General features: G+C 42.1%; 20 protein-coding genes. 5 read left to right on the top strand and 15 right to left on the bottom strand.

Translation table 11 applies throughout. The annotated features are described in order from the left end of the window. Window positions 1-122: 122 nt before the first annotated feature. Both MSC25_RS14100 and MSC25_RS14095 read left to right on the top strand, forming a co-directional pair. Entirely contained in the window at window positions 123-2267 is a 2145-nt protein-coding gene (locus tag MSC25_RS14100) for a TonB-dependent receptor (protein ID WP_248443792.1), read from the top strand. A 112-nt stretch (window positions 2268-2379) separates the two neighbouring features. Next, the gene (locus MSC25_RS14095; RefSeq protein WP_248443791.1) at window positions 2380-3486 is read left to right on the top strand and encodes a DUF917 domain-containing protein; all 1107 of its coding nucleotides are present in this window, start codon (window positions 2380-2382) and stop codon (window positions 3484-3486) included. On the opposite strand, the gene MSC25_RS14090 is transcribed toward MSC25_RS14095, so the two are convergent. Both MSC25_RS14090 and MSC25_RS14085 read right to left on the bottom strand, forming a co-directional pair. Next, window positions 3483-4394: a hypothetical protein gene (locus MSC25_RS14090; protein ID WP_223230617.1), complete on the bottom strand. Its 912-nt coding sequence runs from the start codon at window positions 4392-4394 to the stop codon at window positions 3483-3485. The two genes, MSC25_RS14095 and MSC25_RS14090, sit on opposite strands and share 4 nt — an antisense overlap. 77 nt (window positions 4395-4471) lie before the next feature. Continuing rightward, window positions 4472-5656: an NAD(P)/FAD-dependent oxidoreductase gene (locus MSC25_RS14085; RefSeq protein WP_248443790.1), complete on the bottom strand. Its 1185-nt coding sequence runs from the start codon at window positions 5654-5656 to the stop codon at window positions 4472-4474. Window positions 5657-5985: 329 nt separating this feature from the next. Here MSC25_RS14085 and MSC25_RS14080 point away from each other — a divergent pair, with 329 nt between their 5' ends. Beyond that, window positions 5986-8112, top strand: a complete 2127-nt coding sequence (locus MSC25_RS14080; RefSeq protein WP_096042327.1) for a S8 family peptidase — start codon at window positions 5986-5988, stop codon at window positions 8110-8112. 44 nt (window positions 8113-8156) lie between these two features. Here MSC25_RS14080 and MSC25_RS14075 read toward each other — a convergent pair whose 3' ends face one another. The 7 genes from MSC25_RS14075 to rplU form a co-directional block, all read right to left on the bottom strand. Continuing rightward, entirely contained in the window at window positions 8157-8630 is a 474-nt protein-coding gene (locus MSC25_RS14075) for a peroxiredoxin (RefSeq protein ID WP_029773342.1), read from the bottom strand. A gap of 70 nt (window positions 8631-8700) precedes the next feature. Continuing rightward, window positions 8701-10626: a methyl-accepting chemotaxis protein gene (locus MSC25_RS14070; protein WP_248443789.1), complete on the bottom strand. Its 1926-nt coding sequence runs from the start codon at window positions 10624-10626 to the stop codon at window positions 8701-8703. 324 nt (window positions 10627-10950) lie between these two features. Further along, window positions 10951-11328: a DUF3718 domain-containing protein gene (locus tag MSC25_RS14065; protein WP_004587925.1), complete on the bottom strand. Its 378-nt coding sequence runs from the start codon at window positions 11326-11328 to the stop codon at window positions 10951-10953. A 78-nt stretch (window positions 11329-11406) separates the two neighbouring features. Then, a complete protein-coding gene (gene folA / locus MSC25_RS14060) occupies window positions 11407-11898 on the bottom strand; it encodes a type 3 dihydrofolate reductase (RefSeq protein ID WP_248443788.1) in 492 nt (163 codons plus the stop codon). Between the two features lie 72 nt (window positions 11899-11970). Further along, window positions 11971-13122 carry an Obg family GTPase CgtA gene (gene cgtA, locus MSC25_RS14055; protein WP_248443787.1) on the bottom strand — a complete coding sequence of 384 codons (1152 nt, stop codon included), beginning with the start codon at window positions 13120-13122 and terminating at the stop codon, window positions 11971-11973. A gap of 136 nt (window positions 13123-13258) precedes the next feature. Then, window positions 13259-13516 carry a 50S ribosomal protein L27 gene (gene rpmA, locus MSC25_RS14050; RefSeq protein WP_004587922.1) on the bottom strand — a complete coding sequence of 86 codons (258 nt, stop codon included), beginning with the start codon at window positions 13514-13516 and terminating at the stop codon, window positions 13259-13261. A gap of 16 nt (window positions 13517-13532) precedes the next feature. Next, window positions 13533-13844 (bottom strand): 50S ribosomal protein L21, encoded by a 312-nt coding sequence (gene rplU / locus MSC25_RS14045; RefSeq protein WP_004587921.1) that lies wholly within the window; start codon window positions 13842-13844, stop codon window positions 13533-13535. A 421-nt stretch (window positions 13845-14265) separates the two neighbouring features. Between rplU and ispB the strand changes: the two genes are divergently transcribed. Further along, window positions 14266-15237, top strand: coding sequence for an octaprenyl diphosphate synthase (gene ispB, locus MSC25_RS14040; RefSeq protein WP_054982281.1), 972 nt, complete (start codon window positions 14266-14268; stop codon window positions 15235-15237). Window positions 15238-15331: 94 nt separating this feature from the next. On the opposite strand, the gene mdh is transcribed toward ispB, so the two are convergent. Then, window positions 15332-16264, bottom strand: a complete 933-nt coding sequence (gene mdh / locus MSC25_RS14035; RefSeq protein WP_004587919.1) for a malate dehydrogenase — start codon at window positions 16262-16264, stop codon at window positions 15332-15334. Window positions 16265-16489: 225 nt separating this feature from the next. Between mdh and argR the strand changes: the two genes are divergently transcribed. Next, window positions 16490-16957, top strand: a complete 468-nt coding sequence (gene argR / locus MSC25_RS14030; protein ID WP_004587918.1) for a transcriptional regulator ArgR — start codon at window positions 16490-16492, stop codon at window positions 16955-16957. Here the strand turns inward: argR and MSC25_RS14025 are convergent. From MSC25_RS14025 to MSC25_RS14005, 5 genes are all read right to left on the bottom strand, one after another. Next, a complete protein-coding gene (locus MSC25_RS14025; RefSeq protein ID WP_248443786.1) occupies window positions 16954-17853 on the bottom strand; it encodes a Dyp-type peroxidase in 900 nt (299 codons plus the stop codon). The genes argR and MSC25_RS14025 overlap by 4 nt on opposite strands. 43 nt (window positions 17854-17896) lie before the next feature. After that, on the bottom strand, window positions 17897-18943 hold the full coding sequence (locus MSC25_RS14020) for an ABC transporter ATP-binding protein (protein WP_248443785.1): 1047 nt from the start codon (window positions 18941-18943) through the stop codon (window positions 17897-17899). Continuing rightward, window positions 18944-20575 (bottom strand): iron ABC transporter permease, encoded by a 1632-nt coding sequence (locus MSC25_RS14015; protein ID WP_248443784.1) that lies wholly within the window; start codon window positions 20573-20575, stop codon window positions 18944-18946. Further along, the gene (locus MSC25_RS14010) at window positions 20575-21579 is read right to left on the bottom strand and encodes a Fe(3+) ABC transporter substrate-binding protein (RefSeq protein WP_029773350.1); all 1005 of its coding nucleotides are present in this window, start codon (window positions 21577-21579) and stop codon (window positions 20575-20577) included. Before MSC25_RS14010 ends, MSC25_RS14015 begins: the two co-directional genes overlap by 1 nt. 785 nt (window positions 21580-22364) lie before the next feature. Continuing rightward, window positions 22365-23051, bottom strand: coding sequence for a tRNA-uridine aminocarboxypropyltransferase (locus tag MSC25_RS14005; protein ID WP_029773351.1), 687 nt, complete (start codon window positions 23049-23051; stop codon window positions 22365-22367). Window positions 23052-23210 lie beyond the last annotated feature (159 nt).

The following is a 23210-nucleotide window of genomic DNA, read 5'->3' as shown; positions in this document are numbered from 1 at the left end:
CGTTATTTTCAGCAATTTGTGTGTGCTGTATTAAGGGTTTACAAAATATTATTTTGTCTGAAAAAGCGACAATGTTTATCACTAAGTAACATCACCATGATAGTCACATTAGGACATAGAACATGAGCAGATACAACAAAATACGCTTTCGTAAAACACTATTAGCATCGGCAGTTACCCTGTCGTGCATAAACTATGTGCATGCGCAAGAACAACAACAAACAGTAACTGACACTATAGAAAAAATTTCGGTGATATCGCGCGGGCGTGTTGAGTCGATACAAAACGTGCCCGACTCTGTTACCGCATTTAGCGCCGAGACAATCGAAAATTCACGTATTACTAACTTTCGTGATGTTGCTAATTTAACTCCCAACTTATCGCAGCTCGATAATTTTAGGCCCGGCCTTGCCCGTATTACTATTCGTGGCTTAATTACACCGCAGGTGGGCGATCCGCCATTAGCGTTTGTAGTTGATGGTGTTACCGCCCCCGATTTAGAGTTTATAAACCAAGACCTAGTTGATATTGAACGTATTGAAGTTATGCGTGGCGCACAAGGGGCACTGTATGGCCGCGGCGCCATTGGTGGTGCGGTTATTGTGACAACTAAAAAACCTATTGAAGACTTTGAAGGTAAAATTAAAGGCTCTGTAGGTAATGGCAACACGTATAATTTGAATGCGGTTGTATCGGGTTCGCTTAACGATGAAAACACCGCTTATTTTAGAGCCGGTGGTTACATTAAAGATACCGACGGACTGATTAAAAATACCTACACAGGCGATTACGCCGACCCGTTAAAAGAGCAATCGGTTTTTTCACAGTTAGAGTTTGAGCTAAGCGAAGACACCTCAATAAATCTTAAAGGTAAATACACCTCAAGCGAAGCTGGGTTTGCTTACTACCAAGGGGTGAGCGATGACACCATTGAAGACTTTTCAATTAATACCTCACAAAATATTATTAACCAAGATGAGCGTGATGTGTATGAGCTAAGCGCCAAGCTAACCCAACATTACGATTTAGGTAAATTTGAGTTTGTAACTGCGTACAGCAATTCAGAAAACGAGCACTTTTACGATGGCGACTACTCTGCCGATGCCACTTTTATTGACGAAGATGGCTTTTTTAGAGCCCCATTTGGTACTGAAGGATTATACGATATTGAATCGTTAACGCTAGAGTCGCGGTTTATATCCCAGTCGGATCAGACTTTTAGATGGTCGGTGTCGGCGTTTTATCAACAGCGCGACCGCGATACTGCGGTATTATTTTACGATGATTTTACCGATGCCGAAATTTTAACGCGTGCAGATTTTGCCAACGACGAGCCCTACCTTTCAATTATCGATAATAACAGCAGCGATGCATGGGCACTTGCTGGGCAGTTTAACTACGATATAAACGAGCAGTTAGAGCTCACCGGTGCAATGCGTTACGATCACGATACTCGTGAGTCGTTCGACCCAACCAATAAAGACGCCACTTACGCTAAAAAATCGTTTAGCCAATTACAACCTAAAGTTACCTTGGCGTACCAAATGAATGACGACCTACTGCTTTACACCGGCTACTCGCGTGGTTTTAGAAGTGGGGGCTTTAACGAGCCGGCCGACGGTATTAGCCGCACCTTTGATAAAGAAATTTCTGACAGCTACGAAGTAGGCTTTAAAACCGCTTTATTTAGTAACAAAGTTACCCTTAATGGCGCCGCGTTTATTATTGAGCAAGACGATGCGCAATTTACCCAATTTAATATAGATACCTTCACCCTTGAAAACCTCTCTATTGACGAAGTACAAACCAAAGGCTTAGAGCTAGAAGCCGCCTTTGCTGCCACCAGCAATTTAAGTATTAACCTCAGTGCAGGTATTGTTGATTCAGAAATTAAACGCTTTGCACTGCGCCCAAAACTGGCTGGCAGGCCACAATTTTGGGTACCTGAGTATAACTACGGGCTGTCGGCAAATCATAACTTAGCACTAAACGGTGAGTGGTCATTGTTCTCGCGCGCTGAGCTATTAATTGAAGGCCCGAAAACATTTAGTATTGATATTCCTGATGTTGAGTCGTCGCGTTATACCTACCTAAATGCCGGTGTAGGGCTTAAATCAGAGCAGTGGAGCGTTCAAGTTTACGTAGACAACCTTACGGATGAGCGCGCTATTGAAGATATTTTTCTACTAGCCGATGGGGTTACAGACTTAGTGCGCCAACCTAATAAGCCTCGTAGTTACGGTATAGAGCTCAGTTACCAATTTTAATTTTTTCACCTTTACAGCAGGTATTTTTTAATGCCTGCTGTTTTATACCAATCCGCTTAATTAAGTGATCTATTTTGGGGATGGGTATGAGTTAACCAATAGCGATACACACATGCAAATTCTTAATCGTGACCAACTTATTGATATTTTATACGGCTGCGCCATTTTAGGCACTGGCGGCGGCGGTGAGTTAAGTGAAGGCATTGCCTATATTGACGAAGCACTCGCACAGGGTAAAACCTTTAAACTAATTAGTGCCGATGAAGTCCCCGCGGGTGAGCTTGTTTGTACGCCTTACATGTTAGGCGCTATTTCTGCTTTAAGTGAACAAGAAGAACGCGCGTATGCAAACCTGCCCCGCAGCACTAAGCACGCTATTTTAGCTGCTTACCAGCGCACCCTTGAATACACAGGTAACGATGCTATTTATGGCACTATTTGTTGTGAGCTTGGCGGCTCAAACACCGCAGTATCGTTTTACTTAGCTGCAATGTTTGACGGCTACATTATTGATGCCGACCCCGCTGGGCGCGCAGTACCGGAGATCACCCATTCAACCTATTATTTAAATAACTTACCCGCAGCGCCCATTATTACCGCGAATGAATTTGGTGAGTGCTTTATTTGCGAAAATGTAATGGACGACTTACGCGCCGAAACAGTCGTGCGAGCACTGGCTAAAATTAGCCGTAACGACATAGCAGCTATTGATCATATTTTACCTATTGAGCAAATGAAAAACGCGGTTATTCATGGCACCATTAGTAAAGCCCTTAAACTCGGTAAAGCAATGCGTGACGCCAACGCACAGCACGCTAACACCGCACACATAATTGCCAAGCACGGCGGCGGCTTTGTTGCCTTTGAAGGCGAGGTAAGCACATTTGAATTTAACACCGTAGAAGGCTTTACCTTAGGCGAAGTAACACTTAAGGGGTTAGGCGAGTTTATAAATAACAGCTACAAAATAACGGTTAAAAACGAAAACATGGCCGCGTTTTTAAATGATGAAGTGCACGTAACTATTCCTGATTTAATATGCTGTATTAACAGCCAAACAGGCACACCCATTACTAATCCTAATTACGCGGTAGGCATGAAAGTAGCCGTTGTAATTTTACCAGCGCCAAAGGAATTTACAGGCCCTAAAGGTTTAGAAATATTTGGCCCGCGTTACGCAGGCGTTAACACCCCATATAAAGCAGCGATTGCAAATTAATTATTGCTAAGGGCGTGCTGCAGCTTGCTATACAATGCAGCATGGCCTTTACCAAACTCGGTGGCGTTTCTATCAATGCGACTAAGCCATTCTTTCGCTTGTACCTTTTTACCTATTTGTAAATATACCTGCGCTAAACGTAAGCTATAAATAGCATGGTAAATGCTTGAGGGCTCAGTAAATTTGAATGCGGTTTTATAATAATTTATAGCTTCTAAATACTCTTTATTTTGCTGATAACTGTACGCTAAGTTACCGCTAGCAAGCACGATTTTAGCAGCGTGGTTGGTGTTTTTTATGGCGTTATAGGCCATTAAATTACTTTTTACTGCGTGCTCGTATTGCTGCCACTTTAAGTAAATATGCGCTTTGTTAATGTGCAGCTCTAAATGAAAAATAGGATCGTTATTTTTTGCAAAGCGCTGCTCGGCATCTCTTAGTAATCGCATCGCTGCTTTTTTACTACCAAACACATAGTGTAGGTTAGCCAACTCCACTAATCTTAAAGGGTCACCAAAAGCATTATATATCCCGTCTAACTGGGTAAACGCTTTAGCGGCATACGTTTTAGCTTCTGCTTTTTTGCCAATATAGTTAAGTGCTTTCGCGTAATAAAAATACATTTGTAGCTTAAATACATCGGGCAGCTTATCTTGCTCTAAAAAAGGAGTAATAGCGTTGAGTAAGTTTTCGAACTGTTGGTAGTCGTAGTAGTAATCAAATTGGTAGGTTTTTATTTTGTACCACTGTGCAGGGTTATCTTTGACTTCATTAAGGCGCGTTTCAATATAAGTTAAACAGTGCGTTTTGGGCTGTTGCAAGCAAAACGCTTCATGATCGCTGTAGTTTTCTGATGCTAATGCATTAAAACTTGTAGCGACAATACTTAACAGCAAAAATATACGCACCAATATTACACTCTTTAAAATCACCTTAATTAAGAGTGTAATATTTTTATCTCATCTATCACAATACGCTGAAATACTTATGCATATTGCCCACATGCAAACCCACAGCTCCACGCATACTGGAAGTTGTAGCCCCCAAGCCAGCCTGTTACATCGGTTACTTCGCCTATAAAATATAAGCCTTTGGCTTTTTTAGCTTCAAAGGTTTTAGAGCTCAGCTCATCAGTATCAACGCCGCCCAAAGTTACCTCGGCGGTACGATAGCCCTCTGTGCCATTAGGTTTTATTTGCCATGCGTGAATATAGCTTGCTAACTCATCTATTTGAGCATGGGTAAGCTGATTAATATTACAATCTGGAATAGCTTTGCTGTCGTGCAGTATGTCTATAAAGCGTTTGGGTAAAATAGTCGCAAGACTATTTTTTAATGATTTTTGGGCTTGTGTTTCTCGCCAATCAGCCAGTTGCTGTTTTAAATCGAGATCAGGGAGCAAGTTTATGCTTACTGCCTGCCCCGCTCGCCAAAATGAGCTTATTTGCAATATGGCAGGCCCCGATAAACCTCGGTGAGTAAACAAAATATTCTCTTTAAATACAGTGCCGTCTTCGCTAGACACTTCGCACGGTATACTAATTCCTGAAAGCCCTTCAAAGCGTTCTTTATCGTGTTGATGCAAAGTAAATGGCACAAGCGCCGCCATGGTAGGTAGTACGTTTAAGCCAAACTGCTCTGCAATTTTATAGCCTATAGGAGTGGCGCCAAGCTTGGGCATTGTTAAACCGCCCGATGCGATAACTAGCGATTCACAAGTAAGTGTTTCTTGTTCAGTGGTAACACGGTAGCCAATGTCGGTTTTAGCCACATTTAACACTTCGCTGCGCAATTTAATATTAACACCAGCCCACTCGCATTCGGTAAGTAGTATATCGACTATATCTTGCGCGCTGTTATCACAAAACAGCTGGCCTAAGGTTTTATGATGGTATGCCAAGCCGTGGCGGTCTACCAGCTCAATAAAATCGTGTTGTGTATAGCGGCTTAAGCACGACTTAACAAAGTGAGGGTTACTGCATAAATAGTTTTCTGCACTGGCATTTTCATTGGTAAAATTACAACGCCCACCACCACTTATTAAAATTTTTCGACCAGGCTTTTTGCCCATATCAAGCACTGTAACGCTACGCCCGCGATAACCGGCTTGTGCTGCACTCATTAATCCGGCTGCACCTGCGCCAATCACAATTACATCTACTTGATTCATTACTTCGCCCTACTCAAAAATTTGCCCGATTATAGCAAAGTTTGTTTAAACACTCTGAATAGAATTTATTATTAAATTTATAGCAACAAATGTAACCAAGGCTAGCTATGGGCTTTTCTAAACAGTGTAAAAATAACAATCCTTTATACTTATTTTTGTTTTATATGATAAATACTAAACAACGACAAAGGCACCGTACACCTAGGTTATAACTAAAAGAAATAGGTACATAAGCAATTATTATTTTAAAGAAATTAACAGATCATTTACCTTTGTTTCTGTTTCGTAATTTAATATTACGAACTAACTAATAACAACTAGGGATAATTATGACAACAAGTAAATCATTTAAGCGTTGCGCTATCGCGCTCACTATTAGTACGGTATTTGCAGCATCTGCAAGTGTTGCTCAAGATGTGTCTACCTCTATGGCAGAAACCACAGCCAAACTACAAAGCCAATCGGGTTTTGAAACTCAGTTTATTATTAAGTACAAAAATAGCGCGAACGATATGCTAAGCATTTCGTCTGCTGACGCAAGCCCTGCAAATATGAAAAAGCGTGCTCAACGCTTTGTAAAAAATTTCGCTTCTAAAAAAGGTAAAGTAAAAGCGAAGTACATCCGTGCAATGGCGCTTAATAACCACCATGTTATGCGCGCAGATAAAAAACTAAGCGCTGCAGAAGCACAAGAATTTATGCAAGAAATGGTTGATTCTGGCAATGTTGAATACATTGAAGTGGATCAAATGTTAAAACCATTTGCAACGCCTAACGACCCTCGTTACGGCGATCAATGGCACTACTACGAGCAAGCTGGCGGCCTAAACTTACCAACCGCATGGGATACTGCAACAGGCAGTGGCGTAGTGGTTGCGGTACTTGATACTGGCTACCGCCCACATGTTGATTTAAATGCTAACATTTTACCGGGTTACGATATGATCTCTAACCTATCGGTAGCTAATGATGGCGGCGGTCGCGACAGTGACGCACGCGATCCGGGCGATGCTGTAGCCGCTGGCGAATGTGGAAATAACGGCGCACAAGGCTCAAGCTGGCACGGTACGCACGTAGCAGGTACGGTTGCGGCTGTTACTAATAACGGTGAAGGTGTTGCCGGTGTGGCTTATGGCGCTAAAGTTGTGCCTGTACGTGTACTTGGTAAGTGTGGTGGTTTAACGTCAGACATTGCTGATGGCATTATTTGGGCATCTGGCGGAAGTGTATCGGGCATTCCTGCCAACTCAAACCCTGCTGATGTAATTAACATGAGCTTAGGTGGCAGCGGCTCGTGTAGCTCTACCACACAAAACGCAATTAACACGGCACGCAGCAACGGTGCAGTCGTGGTTATTGCTGCCGGTAATGATAACGATAACTCAGCAAACTATAATCCAGGTAACTGTAGTGGCGTTGTCAATGTTGCCTCTGTTGGCCGTAACGGCGGACGAGCATATTATTCAAACTACGGTAGCAATATTGATGTTGCAGCGCCGGGCGGCGCACAAAGCTTTGCAAACGACTCTGAAGGCGTTTTATCAACCTATAACTCAGGCTCGTCTACACCTTCAAGCGATAACTATGCGTTCTCTCAAGGTACATCAATGGCGGCGCCTCATGTTGCCGGTGTTGCAGCCCTGATAAAGCAAGCTAAACCAAATGCTACCCCAGATGAAATAGAAAGCATTTTAAAATCGACCACCCGCTCATTCCCAGCAACGTGTACAAGTTGTGGTACAGGTATTGTTGATGCAGCAGCCGCTGTAGCTGCAGCAAGTGGCGGTACAACACCTCCTACCGGTGGCGATAGCGAACTGACAGATGGCGAAGCTAAAACAGGCTTAAGCGGCGCTGCAAGTTCACAAGCGTATTACACGATGACAGTACCAAGTGGCGCAACGAATGTTACGTTCACAATGAGTGGCGGTAGCGGCGATGCAGATTTATACGTACGCGCAGGCAGCCAACCAACTACCTCAAGCTACGATTGTCGTCCGTACAAAGGCGGTAATAGCGAAGAATGTTCTATTGATAACCCAACCGCCGGTACATACCATGTAATGCTTCGTGGCTACTCGGCTTATTCTGGCGTTAGTTTAGTGGGTAATATTACAGGTGGTTCTACAGGTGGCGGTTCAACTACACCAGAAGCCGGTGGCGGCACGGTGAGCGATGTAACGGCTACAACAGGTAACTGGAAGCACTATACCTTAGATGTGCCAGCAGGAATGAGCACATTTACAGTCACCACCTCAGGTGGTACAGGTGATGCCGACTTATTTGTTAAGTTTGGCAGCCAACCTACCGCATCTAGCTACGACTGTCGTCCTTATAAAAACGGTAACGCAGAAACATGTACGTTTAGCAATCCGCAAGCGGGTACGTGGCATTTAAGCGTTAACGCTTACAGAACCTTTTCGGGTTTAACATTAAGTGGCCAATACCAGCCATAATTAAAAGGCCCTAAGTGCATGCACTTAGGGCTTTAATAATGCGATTATAGTTTTTCTAACACAGATTCAGCACGGCTTACTGAAAACTCTTTGTCTTTTTCAACAAACAGTCCTGTTACTACATTATCGTCGACTACCATTGCATAGCGAGTAGAGCGTGTTCCACCAAAACTGCCGGTGTCTTTATCAAGCCCTAACGCTTTAGTAAAACTGCCATCGCCATCTGCTAACATGTCGATTTGTTGGGCATTTTGAGATTCTCCCCACGCTTTCATTACAAAAGCATCGTTAACCGATACACAGTAAATTGCCGCAATACCTTTTGCTTTAATTTTATCACTAAGGGTTATAAATTCAGGTAAATGCGCATTTGAACAGGTAGGCGTAAATGCACCCGGTACAGCAAAAAGCACAACCTTTTTACCATTAAAAAGCTCAGCGTTAGTGTGAGTTTGCATGCCTTCGTCTGTTAGCTGCGTTAATGTAACTGCGGGTAACGTTTGACCTTGTTCAATCATGATAAATCCTTAAAGCATTTGATTAATGAGCCTACAGTATAACGCTAATTACCTTTGTGTTAGCAGGTATTTACAAGCCAAGGTTTACTTTTATGGTTTGCATTTGCTGTTGTAACTGGCTATGAATATCGTCAACAAGTAAGCTTGATTCGCTTACTTGGCCTTTCATACTTTGCATTGACTGGCTAAAGTTATCTAGCAAATTACTTTGCTGTTTAGCCAGCTCCATGGCCTCAAAGGCCACTTTGTTGGCTTGCTGAGCGTTATCGGCCACGCCCTCTGAGTTTACTTTTAGCTCTTGCGCGTTTTGTGTTTGCGACTGCGCGCCATCTGCTAAGGCCGCAATTTGTGTAGATACTGTGCCCGACTTTTCGCTCAGTAGTGTGAGCTGCTCATTAATATCGCTCAATGAGCCTTGAGTTTGACGGGCAAGCTGGCGTACTTCATCAGCTACAACAGCAAAGCCTCGGCCATGCTCGCCAGCACGTGCTGACTCAATTGCTGCATTTAACGCTAGTAGGTTTGTTTGATCGGCAATATTGCGGATCACTTCAATAATTTGCCCAACGCCTTCAACCCCCGCAAGCAGCTCTTGTAGGTTTTGCATACTTTGCTCAACCCGTGTTTGCGTGTCTGAACTGGCACTTAGCATGCTTTGTGCAAAGCCTAAACTTTGCTCCATTGCACTAAAAGTGTGTTGGGCGTTATCAGCCACTTGGGCATTAATATTATTTACCTGCTCGCCAATTTGTTGAATATCAGCAAGCAAATGTTGGTTTTGCTCCACTTGCCCATGACTTGTAGACGCTTTTTGACTAATAGTTTGCAAATGATCACTCATTTGCTGCATAAAATCATTTACCACTTTTAGCATTTGGGCACGCTCTTGTGCCTCTTTGCGCTGTCGCTCAATTAATAAATTAAAGTAACTGGCTATTTCGCCAACCTCTGTTTTTGGGTTCTTACTTTCAATATTTTTAAGCTCGTTACTTTCAATTAAAAAGGCAAACCCGTCTCTGAGTTGCCTTAATGGGTTGAGCACTTGGTTACGCTGCACAATATAAACCCCTGCGGCTAGCATCACCAAAGCGCCAATAGCAAAGCAAAATACCCAAAATACGTTTTCTTTAAGCGCCCCTTGTGCGTGTTTTAGTTGCTGCTCTGCATTAATAACGGTTTTAGAGAGCAAGCTAATTTGCTCACGCAATTCATTGGTGCCGGCTTCACGTTGCTGGGCTTGCGCTAATGTACTGGCTAAATCGCGAGGGTAGCGGTTAGGCCAGCTGGTAATTTCAGATTTTATTTCATCGGCCAAATCTTCAGCTTCTTCGTCAAAAAATAGAGCATCTTCGTCAACCTCGCTCATAACACCTAAATTAGGGAGTTGCTCTATTTTGCCTGCTAACGCATTTAAATTAGCAATACTTTGCTGCAAACTTTGTTCAGTATTGCTGTCGTAACTTACGATTAGTTGATAAGTAAATAAGGCAAGGTTGGTCACCTCATTATAGTAATCTGCGCCAAGTCTGTAATAAGCTTGCGCATCGCTATTTTGATTAGGGGATTTTTTTGCATAACCAATCAGTGACGAGGCTGAGCCGGCCATTTGGCGAATTGCATTATCAAGTAACGCCGTTTCGTTGCCCGACAATTTACCCAGCGCTCTGTACTTACCTTTAATATCGGTATCTAACGTGCTGAGCTGCTCATTTAATTGCTCGGCAAGTACCGAGGGGAGCACTGCGAGTTGCTGTGTTTTAACTTGTTCAATTAGGGCTGATGATTGATTTAAGTATTGGCTATCACCTTGTTCTAGATAACTGCCTAAGTCACCGGCTAAATCCACTAAAATCGTGTTTTTTAATTTACTGTATGCGCTGTCTTGTTGCTCAAGCTTAAGTAAAGTTTGGCTTGCCCAAAATAGTGTGATGGCTAATAAAATACTTGCCAATGTTAACAGTATGGCTAACAGCCGAGTAAAAGATGATACGCGCATAAATAACAACCCCTATTGTTTAAGCGCGTAGACTATTAACTATTTATGACAATTTTATGTAACTCAGGGAAAACACGTATATTTGCGGCAAATATACGAGTAAAGGCTTAGCGAATACAACGCCTTTATTAAACCAAGCAACTCAATTTATATGCTATTAAAGATAAGAAATGCAGGTTAATTACAAGGTGAGAGTTTCATCACTTGGGTGGGTAAATTATAAGAGGCTTAATACAGCTATCACCATTACTAAAGCGCTGCGTATTAGCTAACGCCAGGCACAAAAAAACCGCGACCCGCGCGGTTTTTATTTTATTGTGTTAATTAAAGGCCAGCACGGTCTTTAATTACAGCAATTAACGGTGAGCCACCGTGGCCATTGCCTTCGGCCCATGCTATATCAGCGCCATCAGACAGTGCGCTTTTTGATAAGTTTTTAACTATGTACTCGCCCGAGTCAACAGCGTTACTAACTACAGCATGGCGAAGTAAATTATTACCATTACATTGAATAGCATCGTAAATATTGCGAATTTTTACACGTGAGCTTTTTAGTTTACTACGTAAACGGTTTTTATCATCAGCTGCGATATATTCACAAATAGATACTGCTAATTGATCATTGGCTTTAGCAGGCACGGTATACATTAACGAACCAGCAGCAACGGCTGTAATAACAATTAGCTTTGACAATTTAAACATGAAACACCCTTTATGGTACTTTTTACCTATATTTATTGTCTAATATTGTACCAACCCGCTGTAAGTTTCGCAATAATGTTAATCTTTTTTATGTAAAGTTACGAATTTATAACTATATTGATTCTTTTCATCGGGTTTATTTGTCTGTTCGTCGACGTTTTCCCACGTTGCTACCGCTTGGTAATCTGGAAACTGCGTATCCCCTTCAACCTCTAAATCTATAAAGGTTAAATATAAACGATCGGCACTTGGTAAAAACTGCTGATAAATATTACCACCGCCAATTATCATCACCTCTTCTTCGGCTTTAACCAGCTCTAGCGCAGCCTCTGGGGTGGTGACCGTCTCAATACCTTGAGCACTATACTGGCTATTACGGGTAATAATTATGTTGCGACGCCCAGGTAAAGGACGACCTATCGATTCAAATGTTTTACGCCCCATAACGACAGGTTTGCCTGTCGTTACCTTTTTAAAATGCTGTAGATCGGCGGGTAAATGCCACGGCATTTTATTATCAAGACCAATTACACGGTTGTTTGCCATTGCGGCGATCATTGAAATTATCACATCAAATACCTAGTACTTTATTCTTAAAAAATAAAAAAGGAGCTTATGCTCCTTTTTAAAATATGTTTTTTATTAACGCTCGTAGACCACTTCTACATCGTAGTCGTCTTCATCCCAGTCGTCCCAATCATCATCATCGCCTTTGGTTGCTTTTTGATGATAAGTATCCCACTTGAACTCAACTTCTTCGTCTTCAATCTCAACGAACTTCTCTTTAGGCATGCTATCAAGTAATGCCATAATATCGTGAATTAATGGCTGAGTATTAAGCTTATTGACTGCTGAAATACGGTAAACGTTTTCTTCTTCACCTAGCTCTTGCGCAATTTGCTCACACAAAGCTTGCGCTTCTTCTTCTGGCAATAGGTCTATTTTATTAAACACTAACCAGCGTGGCTTTTCTGCAAGCTTAGGGCTGTATTGGTGTAACTCATTAATAATGGCAAATGCATTATCAACAGGGTTTGAACCATCAACAGGCATAACATCAATCACGTGTAACAATACACGACAACGCTCTAAATGCTTCAAAAAGCGAATACCTAGGCCAGCACCGTCTGAGGCACCTTCAATTAAGCCCGGAATATCGGCTATTACAAACGATTTGTTAGCCTCTGGGCGCACCACCCCTAAATTAGGAATTAGCGTGGTAAACGGGTAATCAGCTACTTTTGGCTTTGCTGCCGATACACTGCGAATAAACGTTGATTTACCTGCATTTGGCAACCCTAATAAGCCTACATCGGCAAGTAGCATAAGCTCTAATTTAAGGTTACGAACTTCGCCTGGAGTACCTAACGTTTTTTGACGTGGGGCACGGTTAGTACTTGATTTAAAACGTGCATTCCCCAAGCCATGGAAACCACCTTTTGCAACCACAATTTTTTGACCATGCTGCGTTAAATCGCCTAACGCCTCTTGAGTGTCAACGTCGGTAATACGTGTACCCACAGGTACTTTTACTACCAAGTCTTCGCCCTTTTTACCTGTACAGTTACGGCTTTGACCATTAGTACCACGCTCTGCACGGTGAAAACGCTCAAACTGGTAATCAATTAGGGTATTTAAGTTTTCATCAGCTTGTAGATAAACACTACCACCGTCTCCACCGTCACCGCCGTCCGGGCCACCGTCTGGTACATATTTTTCTCGACGGAAAGACACGACACCGCTGCCGCCGTCACCAGCTTCTGCGCGAATTTCTACTTCATCTACAAACTTCATGATTACTCACTTTAGGGATTGGCTTTAATTTAACTATTATATACCCAAGCCAACGTAAATGCAGGCTTGGGTATATATTTGACGTTTCTGAAAACAAAAAACCCCGCAAAGGCGGGGTTTTTTACTACCTTACTGATTACTCAGCTACGATAGTTACGTATTTACGGTTTAAAGGACCTTTTTGTTCAAATTGAACTTTACCATCTGCTTTTGCGAAGATAGTGTGGTCTTTACCGATACCTACGTTTGCGCCAGCGTGGAAACGAGTACCACGTTGACGAACAATGATGCTACCCGCTAGAACTGATTCGCCACCAAAACGCTTAACACCTAGGCGTTTGCTTTCTGAATCGCGACCGTTACGAGTACTACCAGCTGCTTTTTTATGTGCCATTTCTAAGTACCTCTAATTAAGCGCTAATGCCAGTGATTTTAACTTCAGTGAACCATTGACGATGGCCCATTTGCTTACGAGAATGCTTACGGCGTCTAAATTTAACAACCTTAATCTTCTCACCGCGACCATGTGAAACAACCTCAGCTGTTACTTTACCACCGTTTACGAACGGTACACCGATCTCGATTTTCTCACCATCAGCAACTAAAAGTACTGAATCAAATTCAACTGCTGCACCAGTTTCAACGTCTAATTTTTCAAGACGAATCGTTTGACCTTCAGTCACACGATGCTGTTTACCACCACTTTGGAAAACCGCGTACATAATTAACTCCGTCTGTGCGCCCTCAAATCGACGCAACTAAAATATTCTTCGATAGGGCGCGAAGTTTACGCTAATGCATAAAAACTAGCAAGCCTATTTTGTAATTAAAATGAATAAAAAGTAGCTGCATTGAGAGCAATTCAATATTTCCCCCATTTTATATTAAATTGCCCTGTTGCCAAGCGCTTTTTAGTGCAAAGACAAAATAAATTTACGTGTCGCTATGCCTACTCCAGAACCCATTGACTGCGCAATAAATAGTCGCGCTTTGAGTGTGAAATATACAATTAAATACCCTAATTAAGCGCTAATTAAGGTTTTTAACTCGGTTTTTTTAATGAATCGTCACAAAATATCGAGCTAGTGCTTTTTTTGTTGTACAATCGGCGCCGTTCACACATAAAAATTGGCTCGGAGATCAATGGATATAAAAGCTATCCAGGCGTTAATCGAAAGCGATATGAATGACGTCAATCAACTTATACACGCGCAAATGCGCTCAGATGTGGCGTTAGTCAATCAACTTGGTTTGTACATCGTTAACAGCGGCGGCAAACGCGTACGCCCGATGCTGGCAATATTGGCAGCAAGAGCTTTGGGTTACCAAGGTAAAGATCACATTACTTTGGCAACGATTGTTGAATTTATTCATACTGCAACACTATTACATGATGATGTTGTTGATGAATCTAACCTGCGCCGTGGTACACCGACTGCAAATGCCGAATTTGGTAATGCTGCCAGCGTGCTGGTTGGGGATTTTATTTACACCCGCTCGTTTCAACTTATGGTGGGGCTGGGCAAAATGCAAATTATGCAAGTGCTTGCTGATGCCACCAACGTGATTGCTGAGGGTGAAGTATTGCAACTTATGAATTGCAACGACCCTAATACCACCGAAGCAAGTTACATGCAGGTTATTTACTCTAAAACGGCTAAATTATTTGAAGCCGCTACAGGGCTTGCAGCTATTATTACCGAGCAAGATAACAGTGTGTTAGATGCGCTTAATTTATATGGTATGCATTTAGGTACTGCTTTTCAGTTAGTTGATGACGTGCTTGATTACAACGCAGACGCTGACCAATTAGGTAAAAATATTGGTGATGATTTAGCAGAAGGTAAGCCAACCTTACCGCTAATATATGCGATGAAGCACGGCAGTGATCAGCAAAGAGCCCTTATTCGCGATGCCATTGAGCATTGCAATGGTATGGATAACCTTGAGGCTATTTTAACGGCACTTAAACAAACCAACGCACTTGAATTTACAATGCAAAAGGCGCAGCAAGAAGCAGACAAGGCCATTGCCTGTTTAGACTTTTTAGCAGAGTCGCAGTACAAGCAAGCGTTAATCAGCTTAGCGCGTATAGCTGTAGAGCGAGATCACTAACTTTGCAGCCTCCCTTAATTAGTGTTTAAGGGCCATAATTTTCGAGCAATAAAAAAGCCTGCATAAGCAGGCTTTTTTGTGCATAACTTGGCTATTACGCCATGAAATCAACACCTTCTTTGATGTCTTTTTTCAGAGTTTCAAGCATGTCGTTTTTAGCTTTTTCTTCAAATGCGCTTAGCTCGCCGTAAGAAAGAATTTCTTCTACGCCGTTTGTGCCTAAACGTACTGGGTGAGCAAAGTACTCTGCATCGCCATTTTCAACAGCAACGTATGCGTAATCTACTACGTCTTCACCTTGTAGGCCTTTAACTAAAGACATACAAAAACGTGCTGCAGCAGCACCCATAGATAATGTAGCTGAACCACCGCCCGCTTTAGCATTTACTACTTCAGTACCTGCATTTTGGATACGTGGAGTAAGTGTAGCTACTTCTTCTTCAGTGAAGCTTACGCCTTCAACTTGAGAAAGTAGAGGAAGAATAGTTGTGCCAGAGTGGCCACCAATTACTGGTACTTTAACGGTTGCTACGTCTACGCCTTTAAGCTCAGCAACAAATGCTTCTGAACGAATTACGTCAAGCGTAGTGATACCAAATACGCGCTTAGCGTCGTAAGTACCTGCTTTTTTGAATACTTCAGCAACAATTGGCACAGTGCCGTTTACTGGGTTAGTGATAACACCCACTAACGCTTTAGGACAGCTAGCTACAATGCCTTCTGCTAATGTTTTGATGATACCTGCGTTTACGTTAAATAAATCCGCACGATCCATACCTGGTTTACGTGGCATACCCGCTGGGATAAGTACGATATCACACCCTTCAAGCGCTTTATTTAAATCGTCTGCGCCAAAACCTGCCACTTTAACATCTGTAGGGATGTGAGATAGGTCAACCGCAACACCTGGTACAACTGGTGCAACATCGTAAAGTGATAATTCAGAACCAGCTGGTAAGCCTGTTTTTAATAATAAAGACAACGCTTGACCGATACCGCCTGCAGCACCTAATACAGCAACTTTCATTGGAATTCTCCGTAATTTGAGGTAGGAAATATTTGTGGCTCTTAAGATAATGAAATTAGCGACTAAAAACAAATTTATCCTGCTTATTTCAGCTATATTTTCGACCATAGTTGTAAACTTTGTTGGTTTATCGCTGCAAACTGGCAAGTTAACTAAACAACTGCTGCATAATTATTCATTTTTGTGTAGAATTTGCATTATAAATAACAAAAATGAATAAAGACTATGCAACCACAAGACAAACAAGAAGCGCTGGTAAAAGCGTTTAAAGCACTTTTAAAAGAAGAGAACTTTGGCTCGCAAGGCGAAATAGTCGAAGCATTAAAAGAGCAAGGCTTTGACAATATAAGCCAAAGTAAGGTGTCGCGCATGCTTAGCAAGTTTGGCGCTGTGCGTACCCGTAATGCTAAACAAGAAATGGTTTATTGCCTACCCGCAGAAATGGGCGTACCGACTGCTAAAAGCCCACTACGTCAGCTTGTTATTGATATTATGCATAACGAAATGATGATTATTATAACCACCAGCCCAGGCGCTGCGCAGTTAATTGCCCGCTTATTAGACTCACTAGGCAAAGCGGATGGTGTATTGGGCACAATTGCCGGAGATGACACCATTTTTATTGCGCCAGCAAAAATATCTGAAATAGACATTACACTAGAGCGCGTACGCATTTTATTTGATACGGTTTAAAGCTGTTTTAAAAAACTAACTGACGGCGCAAAAAACGCTGAGCCCATATCGGCTTGAGTAAAATCAAGCCAGTGGTCGTAACACTCCCCTTTTCCTATGCGGCTGTTAAGTACCTTTTCAAACGCACTTCCCGATGCAGAGCATGTAATACTTAGCATGCCTTGCTCGTAAACATCGCCATACGGCATGCTTTGGTTAAGCAGTATTGCTTGGCCGCTTTCATCTTTTAGCTCACTTCTAGTCGCGTGGCTCGTATCTACCTTAGGCTCAATTAAGGTGTTATCTAAACGTGTACGCCCCATAATATGCTCTTGCTCGCTTAGTGATAAATGCTGCCATACGCTCAGGTCATGCTTATAACGCTGTACATGAATATAGCTGCCTTGGTGTTCAAAGCTGTCGGGGTTATTAACCAGTGCCGTGATTCGTTTTTGGCGTCCATGTGGGGTGTCGCCTGCATAAATAAAGCCGTTAAAGTCTCGCCCATCTAAAAACCTAAAATTGCGAATTTGTTCAACCAGCTCTACATCGGGCGAAAACAACTTTAATATTTGCAATGCAAAAAGGTGATTAACATCTTCTCGGTCTGAGCGAATTTGTATGAATAAATCACATAGCTGTACGCGCATAACAAAATCACTGTGATTTATATTAGGAAAGCTTTGCAGCTCGCTTGGGATATATTCAGGTAGTATATGCGGCCAATATTGCGCGCCTATAGCCACCATGCAAGAGAGCATGGCTTCGGAGAACTGATCACTAAACTCTTCTTCAATTGCGCTTACGCGCTTAAGCTTTGCGCGCAATGACTCGTCTTGACCATCAAATACATTAAAAAATAAATGCAAACCGTGTAAGTTTGCTTCAGCACAAATCCCAGATTGCGCTTGCGCCATTGTTATTCCTTAGCTTTATAAAACACAGCGAATAACACATTTGTTATGATTCGAAAAAATTCACCGTGTGAGGTTTTATTTTTATTATAACCTGCTCATTTATTTCAAATGACTGGCCATATTGTGCGGCAACTTCAATCTCTTGCTCTGCAATTACAACAGTGTAAACATAAGCCGAGCCTATAAACCGACGGCTTAAAATGCTCACACCTTGAGGGTTATCGGCCTGCGTATTTTGCGCAAGCTCAATATGGTGTGGACGAATATACACCACCCCTTTTATTGCACTGTGCGTATGCTCATGCTGCGATTGCACGACACCAAAAGGCGTTGTGTATTCAGTTGCCGTTAACACTTCTGCGCCTAAGTATATGCCCTGACCCAGAAACTCTGCAACCTCCTTTGTCTTTGGCATGGCAAAAAGCTGCTCTGGTGTACCTTGTTGGGCTATTTTTCCTTGGTGCATAATGGCTAGCGTGTCTGAAAACGCAAAGGCCTCTTCTTTTGAGTGGCTAACAAATACCGCAGAAACCTGCTGCGCTTTAATAATGCGCCTAATATCAGCAATTAACTCAAAACGTACTTGTGTATCTATGTTCGAAAAAGGCTCATCAAGAAGCAATAAACTAGGCTTATAAGCCAAAGCCCGCGCAATAGCCACGCGTTGCTGCTGGCCACCCGAGAGCTGATGAGGGTAGCGTTTTGCACACCCTGTTAAATGCACTAGCTCTAGCATTTCCTCTACCCGTTGCTGTTTTTGAACTTTGCTTATTTTACCCAGCCCAAACGCAATATTATCGGCCACACTGAGGTGCGGAAACAGGGCATAATCTTGAAACATCATCCCTATATTACGATGCTCCGGTGATACAAATGTATGCTTGTCGCTTACACATTTGCCATCTATAAATACACTACCTTCATTTATTTCAATAAGGCCAGCAATTGCTTTTAAGGTGGTTGTTTTACCGCAGCCGCTGGCTCCGAGCAAGCACACAATTTCGTTTTGACCCACCGTTAAATCTAAATTGTGTAGCACATGCGTGCCACTGTAGTGATAACCCACACCTTGTAAATTTAAACGGCTCATTTAACTGCGTTGCTCCATAGAACGATTAATAAAATACAAGGGGATCAACCCAACCAAAACAATAAATAAAGCGGAAATAGAAGCAAGCTCAAGCTGCTCATCGCTCACATATTGAAATACATGTGTGGCTAAACTTTCAAAGTCAAAAGGCCTTAATAGTAATGCGGCTGGCAGCTCTTTCATACACTCAATAAATACAAGCAATGCAGCTGTTAAAAGACCTCGACGTAATAAAGGAAGGTGCACTAAGCGCAGTGTTTGCCCTTGGCTTTTACCCATAGATTGGCTAGCCATATCCAGTGATGGACTAATACGTACAAAGCTCGATTCTATAGCACCGTGCGCAATGGCATAAAAGCGCACTAAGTAAGCCACTATAATAGTGATAATGCTACCGGTTAGTAATAAACCTATATCTAGGTTGTAGCTCTCAAGGGCTGTATTTATTGAGTTTTCTAATGCGCTAAGCGGTAATAACACAGCAATAGCCAGTACCGTACCTGGCAGTGCATAGCCGGTGCTCGCTAAGCGACCAGGTATTAAAGAATAGCCTTGCTTTGCCACACGCTGATAAAAAACAATGAGTGTAGCGAGTATTATGCTGACTACGCTTACAATAATAGCTACTTTTAAACTTTGCCACGCGTAACTAAAAAATGCCGTGTTCCACGCTTTATCAAAGTAAGTTATTGCATAATTTAGCAATACCAACATAGGTATAATAAAAGCAATGAGCAAAATAACACTGCAAAATGACGTAGCCAGCCATGCATGTTTACCTTTAAGTTTATACAACGACTCGCTATTAACACCTGATTGACGCTCAAACACGGCTTGGTTACGCCGACTAAAGCGCTCCGCCATTAAAGCTAAAAACAGCAGTAACAGCATAACGCCCGATATTTTCGCTGCAGCCGTGAGTGAGTAATAACCAAACCATGTATCGTACACTGCGGTGGTTAAAGTGCTCACTGCAAAGTAACTTACCGTTGCATAGTCGGCCATGGTTTCCATGCTTATGAGCGCAAGGGCTGCCACAATTGAGCCACGAGAAAGCACTATACTTACCTTAAAAAAGCTTTGCCAAGGCGATAAACCCATTAATTGACTAGCTTGCACTAACTTAAATGACTGCTCTCGCAATGCGGTTTTAAAAATTAAAAATAAATACGGATACAGCACAAGTGCAATCATCACCATAGCGCCGGGCAAAGTGCGAATATCAAAAAACCAGTAATCCGTTGGCGAGTGCCAATCAAACCAGTCTCTTAGGGCTATTTGCACAGGGCCTGCGTAATCTAGCAAATCGGTATACACATAAGCTATTAAATAGGTAGGCATTGCAAGGGGCAGCATAAGCGCCCATTCAAATTGCTTTTTCCCGGGGAAGGAGCAATACGCACTGAGCCAACCAAGCGGTAGTGCAATTGCACAGCTAAGCAGGCATACGCCAAAAATAAGCAGCACAGTATTAGTAATATAATCCCACAGCACGGTATCCCACAGATGAGAAAATACCTCTGAGTCGCCTTGTAAAGATTCATATATCAGAAAAAACAGCGGGGCCGACAATAAAAGCCCTGTCGACCAAGCAAAGAGCTGCCATCTAGACAGCTTAAATATAAAATTCATTAAAGGTCGAACTTCACCTCATCTATTAGCTTAAGGGCTAACGGACGATATTTACTGATCTCATCAAGTGCCAGGCCATCTTCTTTAAAGCTTCCCCAAGAGGCGACTAAACTTGATAGCTCAACGCCTTGCTTAACCGGGTACTCCATATTTACAGAGGCATACATATTTTGTGCTTTGGTTTCGCTCATAAACTCAATAAGCTTAAGGGCATTATCAGGGTTTTTTGCATATTTAGTAATGACAGCACCCGAAACATTTATGTGTGAGCCGCGATTTTGCTGATTAGGAAAATTAATATAAACAGACTCAGCCCACGCTTTTTGCTCGTCGTCTTGAAGCATTTTGCCAAGGTAGTAACTATTACCTAAAGCAAGATTACACAAACCTTCTTTTACCGCTTTTACCTGCGCGCGATCGTTCCCTTGTGGCTTACGTGCTAAATTAGCTTTAACACCTTCTAACCATGTTTTAGTTTTTTCCTCACCGTGATGAGCAATCATCGAAGCAACTAAGCCAAGGTTATAAGGATGCTTGCCAGAGCGTGTACAAATTTGTCCTTTATACTGTGGGTTAGCCAAATCTTCGTAGGTGAGTTCAGGTAATGCACCTAGGCGCTCTTTTGATGAATACACATTACGAACCCGCTTAGTTAATGCCACCCACTGCCCGTCGCTATCTCTATACGACGCAGGGATATTGTTTTTAATGCGATCACTTTTAATACTTTGCGTTAAATTTAGATCTTCTAGCTGAATAAGTGCACTAAAATTAGATGTTAATACTAAATCGGCTTTACTGTGTTTTCCTTCACGCTTAACACGCTCTATTAACCCTTTTTTTGCAAAAACCACATTCGTCTTAATGCCAGTTTGCTTAGTGAAGTCAGTTAAAATAGGTTGAATTAAAAACGGTTGACGAAAAGAGTAAATATTAACAACATCGCTCGCAAACGCAGGCGAAGCGCTAATAATACAAGTAAGTATAGCCAGTGCAGTTCTCATATCAATTTACCTAAATAGTAATTATTTACAGGGGATTTTATCGTGATACGTGAAAATATACACTCTTTACATAAATGTAAATAAGTAATTAATGACCAAAAGGGAAATACCGCGTAAGACATCTCTTACAGAGCTGACAGCTAATGAGTAAAAAAATCTATAACAACCCAGTGAAATTAATGTAAGTACCTGTTTTTATTTGATTTGTTATAAATACTCATTTTTTATAAGTAAATCTATAGCCGTTTTAACCTATTTTAGTTGCACCAGCACGCTACAATTACTACATCAACCAAGCAGTGATGCTTATCGAGTAAAAGGAAATGGACTGCTTACTCGAACAACCAATGATTAGGTTACTACGGACAACACGGAAATTAGGACAGGCTCAGGATGAGTATCGCAATGGATTGTTGCACAAAGGAACGTATCAGGACGATACAGCAAGGATAACAACAGCGGATAGTTGTTTAACAGGATGTGACAGGAATTAAATGGACAGGCCCTTGAGGCAACACAATGGAATTGTAAATTAATGGACTGCACTAGGATGTGCCAAAAGGAATAGGTAATAGTTTTTACCACTACAGGATGTACAGGGATGTACAGGGATTTAAAGGAGATAGGCCCGGATAGCCTAAATTACATAGAACTAAAAAGTAATATCGTAATCACATGGATAAGTAAAAATTGGAGTTGATTAAGTTCAATTGCAGGATGCAAAATTAGAAGATTCCGCAAGCGCGCCTAGAGATAGAGCGCGCTTTTCTTTGCCTAAAATTAAGTTACTGTGGCCTGCCCTTATTTCGCTTACCAAGTAAGTACGCATCACGAAATTTTATAAAGTGCTGTTCAAGCTTTAAGGCGGCATCTTGCTCACCTGCGAGCGCTAACACCATAATGCCTACCTCAGCAGTGCCTAACTGGTATGCGTGAGGTGCAACGCGTAAACGGTAATCTGATAATTTATCAGCGGTGATCGACAACACCGGTAAATTATCTAGGTACGGGCTTTTGCGGATCATTTTTTTAGCTTCGCGCCAGGTACCATCTAAAAATATAAATAATGGCTTTTTGCCAGGCTCAATGTTTACTTCGGTGGTTGCCCTGCCCGGCTCTACATCTTCAGCTGGAAATATCACCATAGGTTGATAATCAGCGTTGTTTAGTAAAGCTAATAGCTCAGCGCTTGGCTCTGTTCTGTCCCATCTAAATGCATAGTTGTCAGGGACTATTTCAGCAATTAAACGCCCTGTGTTTGACGGTTTAAAGCTTTCATTATGATACATTAATAAACACACGCCAGCATCGCACTGCGCTTGTTCTACACCCTCACATATACAGTAATGCTTAGCAATTAAACACTGCTCACAGCGATCCATTTTGCCGCCACGGGCATTAAATTCGCGACGCGATTCGCTAATTTGCTGAGCACGCAAAACTAATACTGAGTTATGTTGGGGATTTTTCAACGGGGCTATTACCTAAAATTTGTTCGGCGCGTATTGTAGCTAAAATAAAAGGGAATAGATATCAGCTATCAGCTATCAGCTGTCAGCTATCAGCTATCAGCTATCAGCTATCAGCTATCAGCTATCAGCTATCAGCTATCAGCTATCAGCTATCAGCTA

Origin of the sequence: Pseudoalteromonas sp. 1CM17D (assembly GCF_023161805.1) — a bacterium.
In the GTDB taxonomy this organism is placed as follows: Bacteria; Pseudomonadota; Gammaproteobacteria; order Enterobacterales; family Alteromonadaceae; genus Pseudoalteromonas; species Pseudoalteromonas atlantica.
This window is presented reverse-complemented; position numbering and strand designations above follow the sequence as displayed.